We start from the raw sequence: 22,582 nt of genomic DNA on the forward strand, positions 1-22,582 counted from the left end.
AACGCAGGTCCAGATCGGCATGTGCCTGACTCAAAATAGGGCCTGGGTCTGGCGCCTGGCCCGCAGCCCGATCCAGAGGGGCAGCGGTACAGCAACCAGAAAAAATATCCACAACAGGGGATAAACAGCGCTGAGACCAATATCCTCGAGATTCACCCATAATTTGACGGGGATACCCTGAGGGAAATAGGCCACAATCAAGACAATACCAAATTCACCCATGGCCCGGACCCAGGCCAGTGCCACTCCTGCCGAGAGACCAATGCGCGCCAGCGGCAGGGTCACCCGCCAGAACGTCTGCAGACGGTTGCGGCCCAGGGTGCGACTGATCTGTTCCAACTCACGGGGAACGCCTTCAAAAGCTGCCCGGGCGGCGATGATATAGTAAGGCATGGCGCCATATATCTGGGCGAGGATGAAGGCAGGAGCAGTATTGGTCAGATAGATGCCCGCCTGACTGAAGATGCTGCCTACGGGAGAATAAGGACCGTAAAAACTGCTCAGTAAAATGCCCAACGCCAGAGGCGGGGTCAGCAGGGGTAACATGAGCAGCGCGTCGAGGACCCATTTGCCACGCCATTGTCCACGCGCCAACCACCAGGCCAGAGGGGTCCCGGCCAGCACAGCCACAACTACCGCCAGTGAACTGTAAAGCAGCGATGTGCGGATGGAACCCATATCGCCTTGTGCAAAGTGGAAATCAGCCCAGTCCGTTGCAAAAAACAGGGCCGCAAAAGGGGCCAGCAGAAAAACAAAAACGCCAGCCGCGAGAACCTGACCCAGCCAGGAATGGCCCGCACGTCGACCTTCAGCGCGATATGCGGATATCACTCGATCATGATCCCCATTTTGCAATAAACACTCCGGTCAGATTCCTTACAGATAACCAAAGTCTCACGTTATTCCCGAATAAATATATCCTGATCACAAAACTTATATCGTGCTCGCCTGCCAGCGTCAAGCATGAACAATACCGACTCCGTACGGGGACAAAATCATGCTATACTTGGGTAATAAAAGGAAGCTATGGCTCCCAAGCTAACTATTTTTTACAATGGCATAGCAAATTATATGCTATAGAGTCGATCAACATGCACTGGACCATTCTTCTTAAATCCGACCCCGAAGCCAAGGGCAATCCCATTCTCCACGGGCTGCGGATAGCCGCCTCGGCTTTGGCGGATGATGTCAAGATCAGCATTTTTCTCACACAAGAGGCTATTTCTCTGGCTTTTCGGGATGAACAGGCCGGCGCCAAACAAAAAGCCCAGCAAGATCTTCTTCATGAGCTGCAGGAGCTGGGTGCCCGGACCTATGTGGTAGGTCTGGAGTGGCTGCATCAGGCGGAAAAATCTCTGCTCAATACCCACATAGAGGCTGCCAGTATGAAAACCCTGGTTCGCCAGATGAAAATTTCCGACCAGGTCATCACCCTCTGAAGCCATGACTGCAATTTACGCATTGGGCGATCTGCAGGGTTGTTTTGTGCCTTTCAACGGCCTGCTGAAAAAGATCGACTTTGATGCCAAGGAAGACCGCTTGTGGCTGGCGGGAGACCTGCTGAATCGGGGTCCAGATAGCCGGCCATTGCTGAAAAAACTTTTCGACTGGCAAGATCGCCTGCAAATTGTGCTGGGCAACCATGATTTATATGCCCTTTCACGCTGGGCGGGTATTATTCCCGCTAAAAAAAATGATACCCTCGGCAGCTTGCTGAGCGATAAAAATGCTGGAGACTGGCTGGACTGGTTGCGGCAAATGCCCCTGCTTCACCATGACAGCACCCTGGGCTGGACCATGGTCCATGCCGCCATTCATCCCGACTGGGATATCGCCACAGCAACGGGACACGCCCAGCAGGTGCAGGATGCCCTGAGCGGGCGGCAATGGAAACGCTTTTTAAAAATGTTATGGGCGGCACCGGCACCCAATCGCTGGGAAGATTGCCGCAATGAAGATGAGGCCCAGCGCTTCCGCGTGGCGGTATTCACCCGGGCCCGCTATGTGACCGCAAAGGGGTTGTTCAACTGGCCCAGCACTCTGCCCAAAGACATCGCTTCGGCCTATGCTCCCTGGCATACTTGGTATTTCCAGCGACAAGACCAGGGCGCCATCATTTGCGGGCACTGGGCCACCCAAGGCTTGCTGGTACAGCGACGCTTGCTGGCTCTGGACAGCGGCTGCGTCTGGGGGCGCCAGTTGAGTGCTGCCCGTATTGATCTGCAAACCCCACAAATTCATCAGATCGATTGCCCCATGTATGCCAAGCCCGGCGTCAAGGAATAATTCCCGTCCATTGCGGCGCTTCCCTTCCGACTCAAGATCGTGGTTGGCCCTCCCCGCTTTTGCGGCTATCCTCTCCGAACATGCAAGCCGCCAGATCTCCCCTCGACATCCTGCGCCACACTTTTGGCTACGAACAGTTTCGTACGCCGCAGCAAGAAGTGATCAACACCCTCATGCAGCAGCAGGATGCACTGGTCCTGATGCCCACCGGGGGCGGCAAATCCTTATGTTTTCAGATTCCCGCCATCGCGAGTCCCGGCACCGGGGTAGTGATATCGCCGCTGATTGCATTGATGGAAGATCAGGTGAATGCCCTGCGTCAGACGGGTGTGGCGGCAGCCGCCCTCAATTCCAGCATTTCTCCAGCAGAAGTGCGTGCCACAGAGGAAGCGCTGCGCCTGAACCAACTGGATTTACTCTATATTGCCCCGGAACGCCTGCTGCAGGAGCGTACCCTGCGTCTACTGCAGCAGTGTCCCATCAATTTGTTTGCCATTGATGAAGCCCATTGTGTGTCCCAGTGGGGGCACGATTTCCGCCCGGAATATCTGCAACTGAAAGTGTTGCATGAACGCTTTCCGGCGATTCCGCGCATTGCCCTGACCGCTACGGCCGACCCCAAAACCCGGCTGGAAATCATCGAGCGCCTGGCATTGCAGCGGGCCCGGATATTCAGCCGGTCGTTTGATCGACCCAATATCCGCTACCACATTCACAGCGGCAGTCAGGGTGCGCGCCAGGCTTTGCTGCGATTCATCCGCGACCGCCATGCTGGGGAAGCGGGCATTGTCTATTGTCTCTCGCGCAAACGTGTCGAAGAAGTCGCCGCCTGGTTGCAGGAGGAACACCTGGACGCCCTGCCCTATCATGCCGGCCTGGGGGCCGAGGAACGCCGCCGTCATCAACAACGCTTTCAGCGCGATGAAGGGGTCATCATGGTGGCCACCATTGCCTTTGGCATGGGCATCGACAAGCCCAATGTCCGTTTTGTGGCGCATCTGAACCTGCCTAAAAGCATCGAGGCCTATTACCAGGAAACCGGCCGTGCCGGGCGCGATGGTCTGCCCGCTGAAGCCTGGATGTATTATGGCCTCCAGGATGTGGTGCAACTGCGGCAGATGATTCAGCAATCGGAAGCCGACCCGCAACACAAGCAAATGGAAGGACACAAGCTGGATGCCATGCTCGCTTTATGCGAAACCATTGCCTGCCGGCGCCAGACCTTGCTCGGCTATTTTGGCGAGACCCTGGCCATGCCCTGCGGCAACTGTGATAACTGCCTGCATCCTCCCGCCACCTGGGATGCTACCGTCGCCGCCCAAAAAGCGCTGTCCGCCGTCTATCGCACCGGTCAGCGTTTTGGGGTGCAATATCTGGTGGATGTATTGCTGGCCCGGGATGATCCGCGCATCCAGCAATGGGGGCATCATCAACTCGCCGTATTCGGCATTGGCAAGGACTTGTCCGCCAACGCCTGGCGGGCCTTGTTCCGCCATCTGCTGCTGCGTGGTCTGGTGGAAGTGGACAGTGAGGGACATGGAGGCCTGCGCTTGAGTCCCTTGAGTCGTTCAGTCTTGCGTGGGGAGGAAACCCTCACCCTGCGCCAGCATGAAAACACCCCTTCTCGAAAAAAGGAACAGGGCCAGGAAATTCCTGCCGCCGACAAGCCGCTTTGGGAAGCGTTACGCCAGCACCGTCGGGATCTGGCACAAGCCCAGGGAGTGCCACCTTATGTGATTTTTCATGATGCCACCCTCATGGAGATGCTGCGTCAGCGGCCCCGCAATCTGGACAGTCTGGCCCATGTGCCTGGGGTGGGGGAACGGAAACTGGCGGCTTATGGGGACTCGTTTCTGGCCATATTGCAGCGCCACGCCGAGCAATCCTGAAGCAGGGACCATAAGCAACCCGCTCGGGAAACTTGCCCTGCAGCGGGTCCGGCCCCATCATAGGGCAAATTCGAGGAAATTCGGGATGAATGAAAAAAGCTTTGCCGTAGCCGTCGAAAACACCCTGACCGACCTGCTGACCCGCATCGAAGAGCGTGCGCCCGAGGTGGAATGCGATCTGGTGGATAGCGTGCTGACCCTGCTCCTGCCCGATGACAGCCAGATCATCATCAACCGTCAGGAAGCCGTCCAGCAAATCTGGCTGGCCTGCAGTGATGGTCCGGCACGCTTTTCCGCCCGGAATGACCAATGGGTGGACAGCCAGAGCGGGGAAACCCTGACTGCGGCGCTGGGACGGCTGCTGAGCCGGCGCCTGTCCGAACCGGTCAACCTGGACTGAAGCCATGGCTTACTGGTTGATGAAAACAGAACCCGAGGCTTTTTCCCTGGAAGACCTGCAAGCCCGTGGCCAGGAACCCTGGGATGGCATCCGTAATTACCAGGCGCGGAATTTCATCCGCAGCATGGAGCTGGGGGATGGCATTTTCATTTATCACTCCCGGATAGCCGTGCCAGGGATTGTCGGGGTGGCGGCGGTGGCCAGCACAGCGCGCCCTGATCCGACCCAGTTTGATCCGCAAAGTCATTATTATGATCCGGACTCCAGCCTCCTTCACCCGCGCTGGGATCTGGTGGACGTTGCCTTTCGCCGCAGTTTTTCGCAATCCATTTCCCTGGAGAGACTGCGCCATATGCCGGAATTCGCGGAGAGCCCCCTGGTGCGCAAAGGCAACCGCCTGTCCATCCTGCCCATCACCGAAAGCCAGTGGCAGCATGTTCTGCAGCTCGCTGATAATGCCGAACACGCATGACCGACCGGGCTAACGCCATGCACCTGTATCACCGCTGGTCATCTGTACCCGGACAGATGCTGCGCATGGTGCTGAGCGCCAAGGACTTGCAATGGGAGGACCATCCCTGTGCCTTGCAGGATCAGGAAACCGCGTTTGATCTGGGTTATGGGGATCTACCGGTACTGGTTCATGGTGATGGCCACAAACAACAAGGCACGCTGCCCGAACTGGCAGAGCTGGATCAGCGTTATCCGGAAACTCCCCCTTTGCTTGAAAGCCTTGGCGAAGCCGAGTGGACGGCATTCTGCCAGTGGCGGAGCAGCCTGACGCCGCTGCTGGAAAGATTGATCGCACCGGTTTTGCCTGCCTACGCTGAAATCAGCCATCATGAAGAAGACATGGCATTCTATCGGAACGAGTGCGAACGCCGATTCCAGCAGTCCATAGAGGCCCTGGCCAATGACCGTTACGGCGCTTATCAGCAACTCGAAAGCCGGGGCCGCTTGCGCGAGCTGGGCAGGATTCTGGCCCGTCAGCGCTTCTATACGGGTCATCTGTCACTGATAGACATCGTCCTGACCGCCGATCTGCATTTGCTCAGATTGCTGGATGGGGTGACCATTCCCCTGGATCTACAATATTATTTCCAACGTGTCGCCGATGCTTGCCAGCTATCGTTGAATGATGGCATGAGCCAGTCGCTGTGATATTTGTCCCTGTGATGTTTGGAGTGCATGATGACTTATGAAGAATTGGTAGTATTCCTCAACCAGCATCTGGGCTATCCCTTTCTGGGAGAATCCAGCCCTGCGGCAGCCCTGAACGCTGCACAGAACAACACCCTGGAAGATCCCCTGAGCGCAGAAGTGCTCAACGCGATTTATCAGGGAAACCAGTGCCAATCCGTGAACGATCCCGTTGACCGGGCCCACAGCTTTGACGGGCTGGCTCGTCTGCGCCTGCGCGCCCAGGCCGATGATGCCGACCCGGTCTTGTTTCGCAAGGTTCTCAAACTGTCCCAGGAACTGGATAACGCCTTTGACCAGGAGTTGATCAGGCAACGGCAATAGCGCTTTTCAGCGACAGGCCATCTATTTTGGCTATGCCATGCGATGCAGAAAAAAGGCAATCATCGCAAATAAAGCAATCGGTAAAATAGTGGCTATGGACGGACTGACACCTCCAGACACGCTGATATATCCTGACATCTCCGTCAGGAAATGAAAGCCCAAACCGAGGATCAATCCGGTCATGATCCGCGCGGCCAGCCCACCGCCCCGGGGATTGCGGGTGACGAAAGGCACGGCCAGGAGAATCATGATGAGCCCTACCCACGGATAACTCAGCCGCCGCCAAAATGCCAGGGCAAAACGGTTCATTTTGAGCGCCCCCGTCTGGAGATTCTGATAGTTGCGCCAGAGGGTGGGCAAAGTCATGGTGCGCGTGGGATGGGCAAAGCTGCTGAGGGTGGAGGGTGGGAGATCAATGCTCCAGAGCTGGCTCTGTTCATGACGGATTTGCAGATCTTCCGGAGTAATAGACGAAATTTCAATGTCTTGCAGAATCCAGTGACCGTCTACGAAGTAAGCAGATCTGGCACTGGTCAGGGTTTTCAGCGCCACCATCCCCGGGCTGAGGGAAACCATGCGCACATCCTGGAGCGACTTTCCATCATTTCCCACCGCCCCGACCTGGATCAACTGGTGCTTCTGTCGTAACCAGAGCCCCTGATCCCCCATATTGTGGAACCCGGCACCGGGCTGACTGGCATTGGCCCACATGGCTTCGGCTGCTGGCGCTGTCACGGGAATCACCCACTCACCCAGGACAAACATGAGCAGGGCTCCGAGCAACCCCACCAGTAGCAGGGGTTGTTCCAGACGCCACAAGGACCAGCCGGACATCCGCAAGGCGATCACCTCGGAATGCCCACTGAGAATGCTCATCCATATCAGGGTACCCAACAGCAAGGCCAGCGGGATGACATCATAGGCGACATCCGGCAGTTGCAGGGCCGCATATTGCATGAGTCGCGCCATGTTCCAGACGCCATGTCCGGGACCCGAGGATTTGGCAATGAGTTGAGCGACATACACCAGCGCCAACAATAACACCAGAACCACTCCGCTATAGGCCAGCAAGCCCACAAAAAGCAACCGATCGGCGCGTTTCATGACACCCCCTGTCTGAACCATGCCGGTAACATCCCAAGATCCCGATTCCTGCGCCAGAAGGTATAAAAAGACAGCATCCCGATAAACAGGACCACCCAGAAAAAACCGGGATACAGCGGCATTTTCCCGGCCATCATGTGCTCTTTGACATAAATCAGGATGTTGTTGATGGCCAGCAAAAAAAGAACACCGAGCAACATGCCGGCTGCCCTGCCTCCGCCACGTGGCTCACTGTAGGCCAGCGGGATGGCCAGTAACGCCAACAGTGGCAAGGCAATAGGCCATATCAGTCGCCATTGCAGCTCGGTCACCGCGTAGCGCCGGTCCAAGTCATGCAGATGATTCAGCAAGGTCGATAAGGAAGCACTCCCCCAGTTGATCCCGCCAGCCTGATTGTTACTGGCAACAGCATTCCCCAGCATCACCCGATAGCGGGCAAAAGACAGCACCTTGAAACCATCCTGACCCGGCTGTCCCAGATAACGTTGACCATCAATCAACACCAGACTGAGCCCGCCATCATTACCCGGAATGATTTCTCCATAGGCTGCCGAAGCCATATCCGATTGTTTGCCGTGGGCCATGGAAAGAAAGATTTCATGATAGCGGTGGGTATTTTTGCCAATGGCCGAACCCACGTAAATCACCCGTCCCCCTGGCAAAGACGTAAAACTACCGGGCTGCAACATGGCTTCGGCCGCGGCATTGGCCAGCCGTTCCGATTCTGCCTGGAGTGTGCGTTGGGCGGCAGGCGCCCAAGATAAAGACAGGACCAACTCCAGGCAAAACACCACGCCCACGACGACCGCCACCCCCGGTAACAATCCGGTCAGCCCCGTGCCCGTGCTGCGAATGGCGACCATTTCATTGGAACGATACAGATTATTGAAGACCAGGTACACCGCAAAAAAGAAGGCGAGGGGCAAGACGGTCACCAGGAGGGTCGGCAAAGCCAGCCCCAACAGTTGCAGCACGATCGGCAGGGGCAACTGCCCTGAGGCCACCTGTTTCAAAAGCTGGGTCAACTGACCAATGGCCAGAATGGCGAGTATGACCATGCAGGTCAGCAGAAAGGTGACCGTAACATTGCGGATGATTTGCCAGCGGATGCGGGTCATAAGAGTTTCTCTTGCAAACCATCACTTGATTCGTGACAGCTTTGGGGCTTACTTTGTACGCTTTCGTTCATGATATTTTCCTCACCTACAGATTATCAGGAGATTTACCGTGGAGATAGCCACACATGCCCACAATCCCCGCAGCGACAACCTGGATTGCCTTGTCGTCGGTGTCTATGAACAAGGCATTCTGAGTCCGGCGGCAACCCTCGTAGATGCCGCCAGTGATGGTGCCATCCAGTCTTTTCTGGCCACTGGGGACTTCGCCGGCCAGTGTGGAGACACGCAAATACTTTATCAGCTCCCAGGCCTGGCCACCCAACGCGTGATGGTGCTCGGCCTGGGTGTGCATGGCAAGATCAGCGACAGCCAATTCCGCAAAGCCATTCAGGGAGCAAGCAAGGCCCTGCGTCAGGCACAAATTGCCCAGGCCAGTTTTTATCTGCTGGACACCCCGGTGATCCGTCGCTCTCCAGCTGCCCTCGGTAAAATTCTGGTGCAAACCGTGATGGACAGCGATTATCAGTTTGACCATCACAAGGAACCTTCGGAAAAACCTCAACGTAGCCTGACCCATCTGCATCTCAACGTATCGGGAGGCGCCGAAGAGGAAGCAGCTGTCAAACAGGCTTGCGCGGAGGCCCAAGCCACTGCCCGAGCCGTTGCCTGGGCAAAAGATCTGGCCAACGAACCTGGCAATATCTGCACGCCCACCTGGCTTGCCGATCAGGCCCAAAACATGGCACAACGGACCGGCATCAAAAGTACCATTTTGGGGCCCGATGCCATGGAAGCCTTGGGCATGCGGCTGTTACTGGGGGTCGCCCAGGGATCCCGGCAGGAGCCCCGTCTCATCATTCTGGAATACTGGGGAGGTTCGGAGGAACAGGCTCCCATCGTGTTTGTAGGTAAGGGACTGACTTTTGACGCCGGCGGTATTTCCCTGAAACCGGCAGACAAAATGGATGAGATGAAGTACGACATGTGCGGAGGTGCTGCCGCCCTGGCCGCCATTCAGTCCGCTGCCGAACTGAAACTGCCCCTGAACATCATCACGGTGGTTCCCGCCTCGGAAAACCTGCCCGACGGCCGGGCCACCAAACCCGGAGATATCCACAAGAGCATGAAAGGCCTGACGGTGGAGATCATCAATACCGATGCCGAAGGCCGCCTGATTCTCGCCGATGCCCTCACCTATGTAGAACGCTTTGAACCCGATGTGGTCATTGACATGGCCACCCTGACCGGCGCCTGCGTCATTGCCCTGGGGCATCAGACTGCCGCGGTTATGGGAAATAACGAGGGCCTGGTCCAGGACCTGATTCGTGCGGGCAAGGAAAGTATGGATCGGGCCTGGGAATTGCCCCTTTATGAGGAATACCAGGAACAACTGAAAAGCTCTTTTGCCGATCTTTCCAACGTCGGTGGCAGACCTGCCGGCACCATAACCGCCGCCTGTTTCCTCTCGCGTTTCACCGAGAATTACCGTTGGGCACATCTGGACATTGCCGGAGTCGCCTGGAAAAGTGGTGAGAACAAAGGGGCTACCGGACGTCCTGTCTCCTTGCTGGTGGAGTATCTCCTCCACCGAGCGCGTCAGGTCGCCTGAAGAGGTGCAGATTGCCGACGGCTTCCTTCTATGATTTGCCCGCGACCCTGTTGACGCCGCAAGAGCAGTTACGTGCCGTCTGTCGCGTTATCAACAAGGTCTGGCAAGTTGCCGGGGAAGCAGATATTCTTTGTGACAATCTGGAAACGGCCCAGAGCGTGGACAGCATGCTCTGGACTTTCCAGGCGGATGCTTTCATTCCCCATGGATTGGGGGTTGGCAATCCTGTTCGGATATACCACCAAGATCCTTGGCCGGATTTTTGTAAAGTTACGGTGCTTTGCAATCTGCATGAGCTGCCTGCAGCGTTACCCAGATCGGAAAGACTGGTGGATTTTATTCCAGTCGCATCCGATGCCAGAGATCAGGCAAGAGAACGTTATAAGCGGTTAAAAGGCCTTGGATACACTTTGCAAGTACACGCCCTGGAAGCCTGAGCGGAGAAGAAATCGCCATGAAGCATAACCGTAAGGAACCCGTGTTCGAAGAAGCTCTGGAAGAAAACGAAGACGCCCCCCTGCTGCTCACCAATATGATAAGGGAAGGATTGCCTCCCCCTCTTTGGCGTCATGAAGAACCCATGGAATCCGCAAAATCTCCAAGCAAGTCATCTGAAGACCATCTGGACAAGAAAGTATTCCCCACCGAAAGGGCGTTCTCGGCGCAATGGGAAGAAGCTCAGACGCCTTCAACGCTTGCCATGAATACCGCAGCCACTCCTCAACATGCCCAAAGCGGGGCATACCTGCAGGATGCCGAAACACCTTCAGCCAGCAAAGTACAGAAGGACTTTGAAGACAATGACCTGGAGGCAGCTCTTGCACGCATGCGTGAAGGGCTCGGTCAATTTACGGCCTCGCGAAATGAAACCCCGTCGGACGAAAAAATAACTTCTGCCCGGGAGGCTCCAGTTTCCGGCATTGTCAGCGACAGGCTAAAACCTGCACCTGACCCCATTGCCACTGAGCCAGAAAAAAAGCCTGTGGAATCTGCTCTTCCAGAGCTCGACAGCCCTGTTCAAGAGCCTGTTGAAGTACCCCATGCAACGGAGCATGACGCTCAGGAACCGGTCCTGGAGAAACCCGCTTCCGACCTTGATTTTCTCAAGGATTTCGAGCAGCTATTGTTTCAGGAAATTGAAAGACGGGTCATGAATGAACTGGAAGAAAAAATGATCCAGCATCTGCAAACCGTCTGGAAAGAACAGGTTAGCCTCACCATGATGCGTACCCTGGCCCTCGAAGGCATCAAGCTGCGTGAAAGCGTTGCCCAGGAAATGCGTCAAGCTCTTCCAGAAATCCTCCAGCGCGTTCTGCATGATGGCCTGGAACAAATCATTCCCAACGAAGCTGACTGATGAAGGCTCATGACTGACCATTTAGACCGTCCCTTTGCCCCCGCCGAAATTGAAGCCACCTGTTACCAACGCTGGGAAGAACTGGGTGTATTTCAGCCCCGCCCCGGCGCGCAGCCTTATTGCATCATGTTGCCGCCGCCCAACGTCACCGGCACCCTGCATATGGGCCATGCATTTCAGGATACCCTCATGGATATTCTCATCCGGGTCCACCGGATGCGTGGCGATGAAACTCTCTGGCAGCCCGGCACGGACCATGCCGGAATCGCCACACAAATGCTGGTGGAACGCCAGATCATCCGCGCCGGTGGCGACCGTCATCAGATGGGCCGCAGCGCTTTTCTGGAAAAAGTCTGGGAGTGGCGGCATAGCTCAGGTGGTCATATTACCCGGCAGATGCGCCGCCTGGGCGCTTCCTGTGACTGGACACGGGAACGCTTCACCCTCGACAGCGGTCTCTCCCAGGCGGTCACCGAAGTTTTTGTCCAACTCCATGATGAGGGCCTGATCTATCGCGGCAAACGTCTGGTCAACTGGGATCCGGTCCTGCGCACAGCGGTTTCCGATCTGGAAGTCCTCAGCGAGGAAGAAGACGGTTTTCTCTGGCACATCCGCTATCCACTCAGTGATGGCAGTGGTTCCCTGGTGGTCGCCACTACCCGCCCGGAGACTTTGCTGGGTGATGCCGCCGTTGCCGTCCATCCCGACGATCCGCGTTACGCATCCCTGGTCGGCAAGACCCTGCGGCTGCCCATCATCGGCCGCGAGATTCCCATTATTGCCGACGATTATGTGGACCCCGAATTTGGCTCGGGCTGCGTCAAAATAACCCCAGCCCATGATTTCAATGACTATCAGGTGGGTCAGCGCCATCATTTGCCGCTGCTGAATGTGTTCACCCCGGACGCCCGTATCCGGGACCACTTGGAAGTGTTTGCCGACGCCGACATTGCCGAAACCATTCCTGAATCATTGCGGGGCCTGGACCGCTATGCTGCCCGCAAACAGATCATAGCCCTGCTGGAAACCGATGGTCTGCTGGTCAAAACCGACGCCCATAAACTGATGGTACCTCGAGGCGATCGTTCCCAGGCGGTCATCGAGCCTTACCTGACCGACCAGTGGTACGTGCGGGTAGCGCCGCTGGCTGAGCCCGCCATCAAGGCCGTGGAAGAAGGCCGTATTCGTTTTGTCCCCGAAAACTGGAACAAAACCTACTTTGACTGGATGCATCGCATCGAAGACTGGTGTATTTCCCGGCAGCTCTGGTGGGGTCATCAGATTCCGGCCTGGTATGGCCCGGATGGGAAGATTTTTGTGGCCCGCCATGAAGACGAGGCCCAGAGCCAGGCGAGCCGCCATTACGGCATGCCGGTGATGCTGGAACGCGATCCGGATGTACTGGATACCTGGTTCAGTTCGGCCCTGTGGCCATTTACGACCCTGGGATGGCCGGAAAAAACCCCGGATCTGGCCCGTTTTTATCCGGGCAGCGTGCTGGTCACCGGCTTCGACATCATTTTTTTCTGGGTGGCGCGCATGATCATGATGGGTCTGCGCTTCATGGATGAGGTGCCTTTCCGGGAAGTGTATATCCATGGCCTGGTACGCGATGCCGAAGGCCAGAAAATGAGCAAGTCCAAGGGTAATGTGCTGGATCCCATTGATCTGATCGACGGCATCAGCCTGGAAAATCTGGTCAGCAAGCGTACCCAGGGGCTGATGCAACCACAAATGGCCGCCAAAATCGAAAAATCCACCCGCAAGGACTTTGCCGGGGGCATTCCTGCCTTTGGGACCGATGCCCTGCGTTTTACCTTTACGGCACTGGCCACCCAGGGTCGGGACATCAAATTTGACCTGAAGCGCGTCGAAGGTAACCGCAATTTCTGCAACAAGCTCTGGAATGCCTCACGCTTTGCCATGATGCAGGTACCGGAAACCGAATTACTCCAGGGCGAACAAAGCTTGATGGCCCCGGAGCGCTGGATCATCGGCCGACTGCAGCATTGCGAAGCCGCTGTAAACAGCGCCATTGACCAGTACCGTTTTGCCGATGCGGCCCATGCCCTTTATCAGTTTTTCTGGAACGACTACTGCGACTGGTACATCGAACTGTGCAAGCCCGTGTTGCGCGCCGACAGCGCTTTCACGGCCGCCCAGCAATGTGGTACCCGCAATACCCTGTTGCGGGTGCTGGAAGCAGGATTACGCCTGCTGCATCCGGTGATGCCGTTCATTACCGAAGCACTCTGGCAACACATTGCCCCCATGCTCGACAAAAGCGGCAGCAGCATTGCCCTGGCGCCCTACCCGGTGGCTGACCTGCAGCGCGTCGATCCCGAGGCGGATGCCGATACGGAATGGCTGATCCAGGTCATCCGTGCCGTACGCTCGGTACGTGGCGAAATGGACATACCTCCCGGCAAATTGCTGCCGGTTCTGCTGCAAGGTGGGGATGCCGAGGATCGGCGTCGTACCGAAGACTATCATCCCTGGCTTTTTGCCATGGCCCGCTTGGGCAGCCTGGATTGGTTGGCGGACAGTGCGGAAGCGCCGCCAGCCGCCTTGCAGTTGCTGGGAGATCTCAAAATTCTCGTACCCCTGGCGGGCGTCATCGACGTGGGCGCAGAGCAGGCCCGCCTGGGCAAGGAACAGCAACGTCTGGAGGCTGATCGCAACAAGACCCTGGCCAAGCTGGGGCAGGAAAGTTTTCGCAGTCGCGCCCCGGCCGAGGTCGTCGCCAAGGAGGAAGACCGCCTCCGGGAAATCGAAACCGCCCTGCAGCACCTGACCGAACAGGCGGACCGCCTGAAACAACTGTGAAAATGTCGGATACCTCATCCCGGCAGAATCATTACTACCCGTTGGAGCTCCTTTTCGGCAAGGTTTTTTCGCCTTTCGAACAGTTTCTGCGGCGGGCGACGGCGGGCGGAATCATCCTGATTCTGGCGACCATCCTGACCCTCTTCCTCAGTAACTCCCCTTGGCACACCCAGTATCATCTATTCTGGGAAAACCATTTCGGCATCCACTGGGGTCATTGGCTGCTGGACCAGAGTCTGCACCACTGGATCAATGACGGGCTGATGGTGGTCTTCTTTTTTGTCGTCGGTCTGGAACTGAAGCGGGAATTTCTGGTGGGTGAATTAGCGTCGCTCCGGGATGCCGCCCTGCCCGTTATTGCTGCCGGAGGCGGCATGCTAGTACCTGCTCTGATTTATCACCAGATCAATCCCAGCGGACCAGCAGCCGAGGGCTGGGGCATTCCCATGGCGACGGATATCGCTTTCGCCATCGGAATTCTGGTCCTGCTGGCCTGGCGCATTCCCCGCAATCTGATTGTTTTTCTGACGGCCCTGGCCATTGCCGATGATCTGGGGGCGGTGCTGGTCATCGCCCTTTTTTATACGCCCTCCATAAACCTAGCGGCATTGCTCATTGTCGGCTTGTTGCTCCTGGGTCTGGTGCTACTCAATCAAAGTGGGGTGCGCAAGGTACTGCCCTACCTGATTCTAGGCCTACCCTTATGGTACTTTGTGATGCTGTCCGGCATTCATGCCGCCGTCGCCGGAATTCTCCTGGCCTTTACCATTCCGGCAAGAGGTCGTATCCGCCCCGATCAACTCGCCGACACCCTCAATGCGCGCAGCGAAAATTTGCGCGACACCATCATCCATAGTAAGCGGCTGGACCCCCTGGTCAATGGCAAACTGGCCGGCATCATCCAGAGTATTGAACAGAGCAGTGCCGAAGCCATTGCTCCACAGCAGCATCTGGAACATCGTATCCAGCCCTGGGTGACTTTTCTGGTGATTCCCGTTTTTGCCCTGGCCAATGCCGGCATCAACTTCGCGCACGTCAACAGCGACATGCTACTCAGCCACATCACCCTGGGGATTTATCTGGGCCTAGTATTCGGGAAATTTGCGGGAATATCCCTGACCAGCTGGCTAGCTATCAAAATCAAGCTCGCCCGTCTGCCCAGCGGAGTACGCTGGCCCCATCTCCTGGGGGCTGCCTGGCTAGCCGGGATCGGCTTCACCATGTCCCTGTTTATCAGCGAACTGGCATTCAAGGATGCGCTCATGGTGGAAGAAGCCAAGCTGGGGATTTTGCTCGCCTCCCTGACCGCCGCCTGCACAGGGCTACTCTGGCTTTTTTGGGGCGGTAGCAAGGAGCTGGAATGATTCCTGAAGATCTCCCGGACGTCGTCCGTCAGGCACTGCGCGAAGATCTGGGCAGTGGCGACCTGACCGCCGCACTGATTCCTGAAGGGCAAACGCTCAAGGCACGGATTATCAGCCGGGAGCCCGGCATTCTCTGCGGACAACCTTATGCGACGGCGACCTTTGCCGCCCTGTCTGCACAATTGAAGCTGCAATGGCAGGTCGCCGAAGGGAGTAGCGTTCAGGCCGATCAGGCACTGTGCATCATCGAAGGCCCAGCCCGGGCGCTGCTCAGTGCCGAACGTTGTGCCCTGAATTTCCTGCAGACTCTCTCAGGAACAGCCACAGCGGTGCAGCATCTTGTGACATTACTGAAAGGGACTCGCACCCGCCTGCTGGATACCCGAAAAACCATCCCCGGCTTACGCCAGGCCCAAAAATACGCAGTGCGGATAGGCGGCGGTCATAATCACCGACTCGGGCTCTTTGATGGCATTCTCATCAAGGAAAATCACATTGCCGCTTGTGGCAGTATTACGGCGGCACTCCACGCCGCTCAAGCCCTTGCCCCGGCCCTGACCCGCATAGAAATCGAGGTGGAAAACCTGGAACAGCTGGAAGAAGCCCTGGCCGCCGGTGCCGACATGATCCTGCTGGATAATTTTGACCTAGATAACTTACGTCAGGCCGTCCAGCGGGTGGCTGGCAAAATCCCGCTGGAGGCATCCGGGAACATGGGCTTGCACAACATGGCTGCAGTAGCCGCAACCGGCGTCGATTTCATCTCCGTCGGCGGTCTGACCCGCAACCTGCAGAGTCTGGATTTGTCCCTGCGCTATTTTTGATACGCTCAGCGAGTTCTCAGGCCCGGGCTTCGGCATCCAGGCTGCGCAGGGTTTCATCGGCTCCCGCTGCGGCGGTCAGGTCCGCCACGTTTTCCTTGGTAAAAAAGCCCTGGAAATCGCCAAAGCGTTGCACGTATTCGATAATCAGGGAAGTGTGCTCCGAAGCGCTGGAAAAAATCTGCTTCAAGCCCTCCTGCTCCGACCCGATCACCTGCAGGAGAAATTTCTGCCCACAGTTTTGCAGGGCATCCACCACATAATCAATGTTGATCTGATTATTGGTATGACCATCCTGCACTCCTACCGCCAGATGATGCAGACGTGGTCCAAAATTCCGCACAAAGGCTTCCGTGGGAGAAGGTTGGCCGATCAGATGATTGCAGAAATAGGGATGGTTGGCCGCCGTAAATACCTTGGCAGGACTGTTCAGCACATTCTCGTAATGGATACTCTTGGTGACATTGGTGGAGGAATTCTGATCGGGAATATCGTAAGAACCCCAATAATAATAACTGGATAAGCTCAGATATTCGAGAATCGCCACTTCCCGATTCTGGCTATAAATCCGTGTGGCCAGATGATCGATGGGCAGCAGCAACTGATCCAGACCGAGTTTTTCCCGCAGCAGCTTGGCCTGTTCAAAAGCCGCCTGCATATCTTCCCGAATAGAAGACAGGCCCAAGGCGTACACCCGGATATCGTCGTCAGGACGCTCCCAGTAAGCGACGATATTATGGGTATAGGGAGAGGGCTTGACGATGGCCATGTTGCCCGGCAACTCCAGGTGACGCACCTGCTCCTGGTTGAAAAAGCGGATTTCCCGGTTTTTTTGGACTTCCAGGACTTCATGGAGGTTTTTTACCTGAAATACTTCGCCCATATAACGGGAATTGGGGCGCCTGGCGCCCACCGGATACACCTCGTTCAGACTGCGGAAGATGCCATGCAAGCCAGGATCCTTGACTTCACGCACCAGCACATCGGGCGCATTCATGTCGATGCGGAGAATATGGGTGGAATGCTGGTCCGTTTCGAGGGTGACCAGATAGTTGTACGGCGTCATCAAACAGAGTTCATGTACATAAGCTGCGGAATGCCCCGGCTCCACAGTGATCATCAGCGCATCCATCCGGCCGATATTCTCCGTGAGCCCCTGACGATCCCGATCCTCCAGCAAACGTCCCAACCATTCCTCAAAAAAGGGTGAATTCTGCTTGTCGCCCTGCCGCTTGAAATCTATTGATGCGCTCATTGATGACCCCTATTTCTGTCTGGCAGCATCAGTCTAACGCGCAGCGGACTTCTACCCAAGCCAAGGGTAAAAAATCGGGCCAGTCCCGGGCATGAACAGTCCTTCTGGGTTCACCCAAGAGAGCGGTAATTGACAGGATACCGCTTAGTCGGTATCTTCAAATCCCATGATGACCATGGTTCAACGCAAAGCCCGTAATCCGGGGCAGACCCGTAGTGATTTGCTCGATGCTGCTTACACCGAGATCCTGGAGTCCGGCTTTCAGGCGGCCAGTCTGGAGCGCATTCTCGCGAACACCTCGGTGAGCAAGGGAGCTCTTTATCACCACTTCGGTACCAAGCGGGACCTTGGTCTCGCTGTCATTGAAGAAGTGATCGGCCCCGAACTGGAAGCCCGATGGTTCAACATGCTCGCCCAGCATGATGATCCCATCAGTGTCCTGCACAATCTCATCGAAGAAAAAATTGCCTCCGCTGACGAATCGGTGATTCGCTACGGCTGTCCCCTCAATAACCTGATCCAGGAAATGAGCCCGCTGGATGAATCCTTTCGCCGGGGCTTGCAAAAAATCATCGAGCGCTGGGTAGAAGTCGTTGCCGAGGCCCTCAAGGAAGGTCAGGCTTCAGGACAAGTGCGCGCGGATATCGCCCCCCAGGACATTGCGCTTTTCATTGTCGCATCCATTGAGGGCTGTGTCGGGCTCGGGAAAAACGCTCAGTCCGTGACCGCCTATCAACGCTGCCTCAAGCAACTGCAAGTCTATATTCAATCATTAGCCGTCTGACCACGAAGTAATCATTCCTTTTTCACCCCTGATAAGGAGGTAAAGAAATGTCTGAAATGCATTCCGAATGGCTGCAACTCGAACAGGGACTGCGTGCCTGGTATGCCCGCCCAGGCAGTGCTGGTCCGCATCCAGGTGTCGTGATATTTATCGAAGCTTTTGGAGTAAACAGCCATTTTCAGGATGTCGCCGAAAGATTCGCCAAAGCGGGATATTGTGCCATTGTCCCCGACATCTATCACGGCAAGGTCTATGCATACAGCGATTTCGAGCATGCCATCGGGCATCTCAAGACCCTGAAAGACGATATGGTCATGCAGGAAGCCGGACAGGCCATTGCTGAACTGCAAAAACGTTCGGAAGTGCATAGTGACGCCATTGGTGCCATTGGTTTTTGTATGGGAGGGCGTTTTGCCTTCATGGCCAATGCGGTCCATGCCGACAAGCTTGGTGCTGCGGTGGCTTTTTACGGGGCTGGCATCGCTCCCGACCAGGATTCCGTTGGCCGCCGGCCCCTCCTGGATCTGGTCGACCGGATGCGGGCCCCCCTGCTGCTGCTTTATGGCGCAGATGATACCTCAATCACCCCGGAAGAACATGGCCGCATTGCCACGGCTCTGAGCACTGCCAAAAAGCGCTATACCCTGACCCTGTTCCCCGGTGCTCCCCACGGATTTTTTGCGGACCCGCGTGACAGTTACCGCCCGGAAGCGGCCGCAGAGGGATGGCGCCTGACCTTGGATCATTTCAGCCATTATCTTGGGAGACCGGCATGAGTCACCTGTTATTTACGCCCTGGACCCAACGCAGCGTCACCCTGCGCAACCGGATTATCGTCTCTCCCATGTGTCAGTATTCCACTCCCGATGGCGTAGCCGGTGACTGGCACATGGTCCACCTGGGTAGCCGAGCCGTGGGCGGCGCCGGATTGGTCATGGCTGAAGCCAGCAGTGTCAGCCCCGAAGGTCGCATTTCTCCCCAGGATCTGGGTATCTGGAATGATCAGCAGGCTGCGGCGCTGGCGCCCATTGTCCAGTTTATCAAAAAGCAAGGCGCGGTGACGGCCATACAAATTGCCCACGCCGGACGCAAGGCCTCTACTCAGGCTCCCTTTGCGGGCGGTGCGCCCATTGCCCCGGACGCCGAACAGGGCTGGCAACCTTATGGTCCCAGCCCCCTCCCCTTCAGCCCTAGCCACAGCGTTCCCAAAGCCATGGCTACCCAGGATCTGGAAAAGGTCCGCAAGGACTTCGTGGCCGCAGCCTGGCGCGCCCTGGAAGCCGGTTTCGAGGTGCTGGAATTACACATGGCCCACGGCTACCTCCTGCACAGCTTTCTATCGCCCGTCAGCAATCAGCGTGAAGATGCCTATGGCGGTAGTCTCGAAAACCGGATGCGCCTGCCGCTGGAAATTACCGATGCTGTGCGTGCTGTCTGGCCTGAGCATCTGCCTTTGTGGGTCCGCATTTCCGCCACCGACTGGGTGCCCGGCGGATGGGATCTGGAACAATCCACCATACTTGCCGGACACTTGAAGGAGAAAGGCGTTGACGTCATAGATTGCAGCAGCGGCGGGATGACCCCCGATGCCATCATCCCCGCCGGACCCGGCTTCCAGACCCCCTTTGCCCAACACATTCGCGCCAAAGTCGGTATTCCAACGGTCGCGGTCGGCTTGATTACCCAAGCCATGCAGGCTGAGCATATTCTGGTGACCGAACAAGCGGATGGCATTGCCCTCGCCCGGGAGTTACTGCGCAATCCCTACTGGCCCCTGCACGCCGCCCATGAACTGGGTGTGGACCTGAACTGGCCCGAGCAATATGATCGGGCGAAATTGCGCTGACGTATTTTCCACCCCTTCAACAGAAGTGATCATGATGTTGCCGGGACAGGTTTCTGTCCTGGCTTTCTTTAATATCCGGAGCCTTTGACTGATGTCCTCTGATCAAAAGTCACCAGCCACCCTCTTGCCTTTGGCCGCGCTGACCCTGGGTCGGTTGGCAGCATTTGCGGGAACAAAAAGCCACCATTCTGCCGACTGGTCAGGAAGAAAGCGGGGCAGATGCACTCAGATTGAACTAGGTGGGGTTTCTTCCAGCAGTTTACGTAACTGCGGCACCCCGATGCGTTTGAGGGGCTTGCCATCCACGGGTGAGGCCGGACTGCGGCGATCTTCGTCCAGGCCAAAAATGATCAGACGGATTTCCGCCCCTCCCCGCTCTACTTTCAGGCAGGGATAATCCTGAGCCAGGGCATCGCCAAAATGCAGACGCTGCCAGCTTTCTTCGTAGGCCGTTTTCTGGTCCATCAAAAAGAAAATAACGCTCTCCGGGGTGTCCACAAACAGATGCAGGGTAATAGCCCCATGACGGGTCGCAGTGCCACTCAGCACCGGCCCCGTCAAGCGCGGTTGAAAATCCTCCAGCCATAGCATGGCCTGCAGCGCCTGTTCACGCAGTTGCCGCAAATCTGCGGCATGGTCCGGCCCATGAAAAAGGGTCAGTCGGGCCTGCAATTCCACTTCCACCTCACTATTATTCGGCCAGTGATGCTGGGCATCCCCCCCCGCGCCCAAACGGCGCGCCGCTTTTTCCTTGGCCACCCGAAAATCCACGACCCCTTCCTCCGCCATGATCCGGGCCGATTCCACCGCCAGCAAGCGGCGTAAACGATGGGATTGCTGTATCTTGCTCATGCTCGGCACTCCGATGATTGTCGCCTGGGACTATTGCGCATAAGATAGCGCGTAAGCGAGAGTGGCGGAATTGGTAGACGCACTGGATTTAGGTTCCAGCGCCGCACGGCGTGGGAGTTCGAATCTCCCCTTTCGCACCAATGACTTAGAGCAACACCATGGACCCGCCTTGATTTTATGCTGCATATGCTGCACTGGCCTTTCAGATTTGGTGCAGCGGGAGTGCAGCATGGCAACGATTAATCCACGGGAAGATCAAGATGGCATCACGATCGGTTGGCAAGCCATCGTGCGCAAGAAGGGTTATCCAAGCCAGTCGAAGACGTTCCGCACTAAACGTGATGCAGAAGCGTGGGCACGACTCACCGAATCGGCCATGGAACGCGGGTTGTGGCAAAATCAGAGCGACGCGGACAGTACAACCCTGGCCGATGCTCTGGAACGCTATGGCAGGGAAGTCTCCAGCCTGAAGAAATCGGGCAAGATTGAACTGTACCGCATAGGCACGCTCAAAACTGACAAAATCGCCAAACTGCACTTATCGCGCATTCGCGGCGCTGACCTTGCAGAGTATCGGGATCGGCGATTGGCGGCAGGGCTTTCTGATAGCTCCGTGCGTCTGGAGTTGGCCATCCTCTCCAATCTATACACGGTCGCCATGAAGGAGTGGCGCATGGAAGGCTTACGCAATCCGGTGCTGGCGGTGCGGAAACCATTGCCGGGCAAGGCACGGGATCGACGGTTGTCGCCGATTGAAGAGAAAAAACTGTTGGTCGAATGTGCTCCGCCTTTGAAGGCCATCATCCTGTTCGCGCTGGAAACCGGGATGCGGCGGGGGGAGATACAGAAGTTGCTCTGGAAGAATGTGGACCTGATAAAATGCACCGCCCAGTTACTTGATACAAAAAACGGGGAAGATCGGACCATTCCACTGTCCGGTCGCGCTATTGCTGTCCTGAAAGCGTTACCGCGTAACATCAACGGCAAGGTGTTCCCAGGTGTGGACATATCCCATTCTTTTACGGCCGCCTGCAAACGCGCAGCCATCGATGACCTACGCTTCCACAACCTGCGCCACGAGGCCACCAGCCGCTTCTTCGAGAAGGGCTTGAACCCGATGCAGGTGGCGGCCATTACCGGCCACAAGACCTTGCAGATGCTGAAGCGATACACGCACCTGCGGGCGGAGGATCTGGCGAAGTTGTTGGGGTGACGACATCATGGCAGCGTGAACTTTCGACTCGCTGAAGTGCGCTAACCGGTTGAAGGCTGCGGGCTGCCTCCGGCAAGTCGAAGTAATGAGGTGCTACATGACCAGAACTAGGGCCACCATAGGGGGCATCACTGCGCCTGTTATCTGATTTAGCCAATCCATCGCCGCACGGACGCTGGGGGCACTCGGCAGACCGGCAGCATGGGTCAGCAGTTCCCCCAAGTGAACGGGGGCCGCCTTTTCCTGTCAGGCACTTGATAAGCGCTTGGATTTCGCAGGCTCATTAAGGTAATATCATATAAGATCAAAGAGTTAATCTGTAGCGTTAGGCTTC

At 56.6% G+C, this 22,582-nt stretch carries 22 protein-coding genes and 1 tRNA gene; 18 read left to right on the top strand and 5 right to left on the bottom strand.

Annotation, left to right across the window (positions count from 1 at the left end; translation table 11 throughout):
- Nucleotides 1-30: 30 nt before the first annotated feature.
- Nucleotides 31-831 carry an ABC transporter permease subunit gene (locus tag ACJU26_RS11135; RefSeq protein WP_414039717.1) on the bottom strand — a complete coding sequence of 267 codons (801 nt, stop codon included), beginning with the start codon at nt 829-831 and terminating at the stop codon, nt 31-33.
- 260 nt (nt 832-1,091) lie between these two features.
- On the opposite strand from ACJU26_RS11135, the gene ACJU26_RS11140 reads away from it, so the two are divergent.
- From ACJU26_RS11140 to ACJU26_RS11170, 7 genes are all read left to right on the top strand, one after another.
- Nucleotides 1,092-1,439, top strand: a complete 348-nt coding sequence (locus tag ACJU26_RS11140) for a DsrE family protein (protein ID WP_414039718.1) — start codon at nt 1,092-1,094, stop codon at nt 1,437-1,439.
- 4 nt (nt 1,440-1,443) lie between these two features.
- Nucleotides 1,444-2,286, top strand: coding sequence for a symmetrical bis(5'-nucleosyl)-tetraphosphatase (locus ACJU26_RS11145; protein WP_414039719.1), 843 nt, complete (start codon nt 1,444-1,446; stop codon nt 2,284-2,286).
- Between the two features lie 80 nt (nt 2,287-2,366).
- Nucleotides 2,367-4,175 carry a DNA helicase RecQ gene (gene recQ, locus ACJU26_RS11150; RefSeq protein ID WP_414039720.1) on the top strand — a complete coding sequence of 603 codons (1,809 nt, stop codon included), beginning with the start codon at nt 2,367-2,369 and terminating at the stop codon, nt 4,173-4,175.
- 85 nt (nt 4,176-4,260) lie between these two features.
- Entirely contained in the window at nt 4,261-4,575 is a 315-nt protein-coding gene (cyaY, locus tag ACJU26_RS11155; RefSeq protein WP_414039721.1) for an iron donor protein CyaY, read from the top strand.
- Nucleotides 4,576-4,579: 4 nt separating this feature from the next.
- Nucleotides 4,580-5,047 carry an EVE domain-containing protein gene (locus tag ACJU26_RS11160; protein WP_414039722.1) on the top strand — a complete coding sequence of 156 codons (468 nt, stop codon included), beginning with the start codon at nt 4,580-4,582 and terminating at the stop codon, nt 5,045-5,047.
- Nucleotides 5,044-5,736 carry a glutathione S-transferase N-terminal domain-containing protein gene (locus ACJU26_RS11165; protein ID WP_414039723.1) on the top strand — a complete coding sequence of 231 codons (693 nt, stop codon included), beginning with the start codon at nt 5,044-5,046 and terminating at the stop codon, nt 5,734-5,736. Before ACJU26_RS11160 ends, ACJU26_RS11165 begins: the two co-directional genes overlap by 4 nt.
- A 27-nt stretch (nt 5,737-5,763) precedes the next feature.
- Nucleotides 5,764-6,099: a hypothetical protein gene (locus ACJU26_RS11170; protein ID WP_414039724.1), complete on the top strand. Its 336-nt coding sequence runs from the start codon at nt 5,764-5,766 to the stop codon at nt 6,097-6,099.
- Between the two features lie 30 nt (nt 6,100-6,129).
- Here the strand turns inward: ACJU26_RS11170 and lptG are convergent, their stop codons facing one another.
- The gene (gene lptG, locus ACJU26_RS11175; RefSeq protein WP_414039725.1) at nt 6,130-7,203 is read right to left on the bottom strand and encodes an LPS export ABC transporter permease LptG; all 1,074 of its coding nucleotides are present in this window, start codon (nt 7,201-7,203) and stop codon (nt 6,130-6,132) included.
- Entirely contained in the window at nt 7,200-8,321 is a 1,122-nt protein-coding gene (gene lptF / locus ACJU26_RS11180) for an LPS export ABC transporter permease LptF (RefSeq protein WP_414039726.1), read from the bottom strand. Before lptF ends, lptG begins: the two co-directional genes overlap by 4 nt.
- A gap of 109 nt (nt 8,322-8,430) precedes the next feature.
- Between lptF and ACJU26_RS11185 the strand changes: the two genes are divergently transcribed.
- From ACJU26_RS11185 to nadC, 6 genes are read left to right on the top strand one after another with little or no spacing between them, the layout of a single operon-like run.
- Complete coding sequence (locus tag ACJU26_RS11185) at nt 8,431-9,930, top strand: leucyl aminopeptidase (protein WP_414039727.1); 1,500 nt, start codon at nt 8,431-8,433, stop codon at nt 9,928-9,930.
- Between the two features lie 11 nt (nt 9,931-9,941).
- The gene (locus ACJU26_RS11190; protein ID WP_414039728.1) at nt 9,942-10,367 is read left to right on the top strand and encodes a DNA polymerase III subunit chi; all 426 of its coding nucleotides are present in this window, start codon (nt 9,942-9,944) and stop codon (nt 10,365-10,367) included.
- A gap of 17 nt (nt 10,368-10,384) precedes the next feature.
- Nucleotides 10,385-11,287 carry a hypothetical protein gene (locus tag ACJU26_RS11195; RefSeq protein ID WP_414039729.1) on the top strand — a complete coding sequence of 301 codons (903 nt, stop codon included), beginning with the start codon at nt 10,385-10,387 and terminating at the stop codon, nt 11,285-11,287.
- A 9-nt stretch (nt 11,288-11,296) separates the two neighbouring features.
- Nucleotides 11,297-14,113 carry a valine--tRNA ligase gene (locus ACJU26_RS11200; protein ID WP_414039730.1) on the top strand — a complete coding sequence of 939 codons (2,817 nt, stop codon included), beginning with the start codon at nt 11,297-11,299 and terminating at the stop codon, nt 14,111-14,113.
- A 2-nt stretch (nt 14,114-14,115) separates the two neighbouring features.
- Nucleotides 14,116-15,477, top strand: a complete 1,362-nt coding sequence (nhaA, locus tag ACJU26_RS11205) for a Na+/H+ antiporter NhaA (RefSeq protein WP_414039731.1) — start codon at nt 14,116-14,118, stop codon at nt 15,475-15,477.
- A complete protein-coding gene (nadC, locus tag ACJU26_RS11210) occupies nt 15,474-16,301 on the top strand; it encodes a carboxylating nicotinate-nucleotide diphosphorylase (RefSeq protein ID WP_414039732.1) in 828 nt (275 codons plus the stop codon). The genes nhaA and nadC overlap by 4 nt, the downstream gene beginning before the upstream one ends.
- Nucleotides 16,302-16,317: 16 nt before the next feature.
- Here nadC and ACJU26_RS11215 read toward each other — a convergent pair whose 3' ends face one another.
- On the bottom strand, nt 16,318-17,553 hold the full coding sequence (locus ACJU26_RS11215; RefSeq protein ID WP_414039733.1) for a hypothetical protein: 1,236 nt from the start codon (nt 17,551-17,553) through the stop codon (nt 16,318-16,320).
- Between the two features lie 175 nt (nt 17,554-17,728).
- On the opposite strand from ACJU26_RS11215, the gene ACJU26_RS11220 reads away from it, so the two are divergent.
- Genes ACJU26_RS11220 through ACJU26_RS11230 form a run of 3 tightly spaced genes read left to right on the top strand, consistent with a single transcriptional unit; the run spans nt 17,729 to nt 20,183 of the window.
- The gene (locus ACJU26_RS11220) at nt 17,729-18,337 is read left to right on the top strand and encodes a TetR/AcrR family transcriptional regulator (protein WP_414039734.1); all 609 of its coding nucleotides are present in this window, start codon (nt 17,729-17,731) and stop codon (nt 18,335-18,337) included.
- A 47-nt stretch (nt 18,338-18,384) separates the two neighbouring features.
- A complete protein-coding gene (locus ACJU26_RS11225) occupies nt 18,385-19,113 on the top strand; it encodes a dienelactone hydrolase family protein (protein WP_414039735.1) in 729 nt (242 codons plus the stop codon).
- Nucleotides 19,110-20,183, top strand: a complete 1,074-nt coding sequence (locus ACJU26_RS11230; RefSeq protein WP_414039736.1) for an NADH:flavin oxidoreductase/NADH oxidase — start codon at nt 19,110-19,112, stop codon at nt 20,181-20,183. Before ACJU26_RS11225 ends, ACJU26_RS11230 begins: the two co-directional genes overlap by 4 nt.
- Before the next feature lie 225 nt (nt 20,184-20,408).
- On the opposite strand, the gene ACJU26_RS11235 is transcribed toward ACJU26_RS11230, so the two are convergent.
- Nucleotides 20,409-21,035, bottom strand: coding sequence for a nucleotidyltransferase (locus tag ACJU26_RS11235; protein ID WP_414039737.1), 627 nt, complete (start codon nt 21,033-21,035; stop codon nt 20,409-20,411).
- A gap of 55 nt (nt 21,036-21,090) precedes the next feature.
- Here ACJU26_RS11235 and ACJU26_RS11240 point away from each other — a divergent pair.
- Nucleotides 21,091-21,175, top strand: a tRNA-Leu gene (locus ACJU26_RS11240).
- 89 nt (nt 21,176-21,264) lie between these two features.
- Complete coding sequence (locus tag ACJU26_RS11245) at nt 21,265-22,248, top strand: site-specific integrase (protein ID WP_414039738.1); 984 nt, start codon at nt 21,265-21,267, stop codon at nt 22,246-22,248.
- The last annotated feature ends 334 nt before the right edge of the window (nt 22,249-22,582 follow it).

It is taken from the genome of Acidithiobacillus sp. M4-SHS-6 (genome assembly GCF_047421495.1).
Lineage (GTDB): Bacteria > Pseudomonadota > Gammaproteobacteria > Acidithiobacillales > Acidithiobacillaceae > Acidithiobacillus.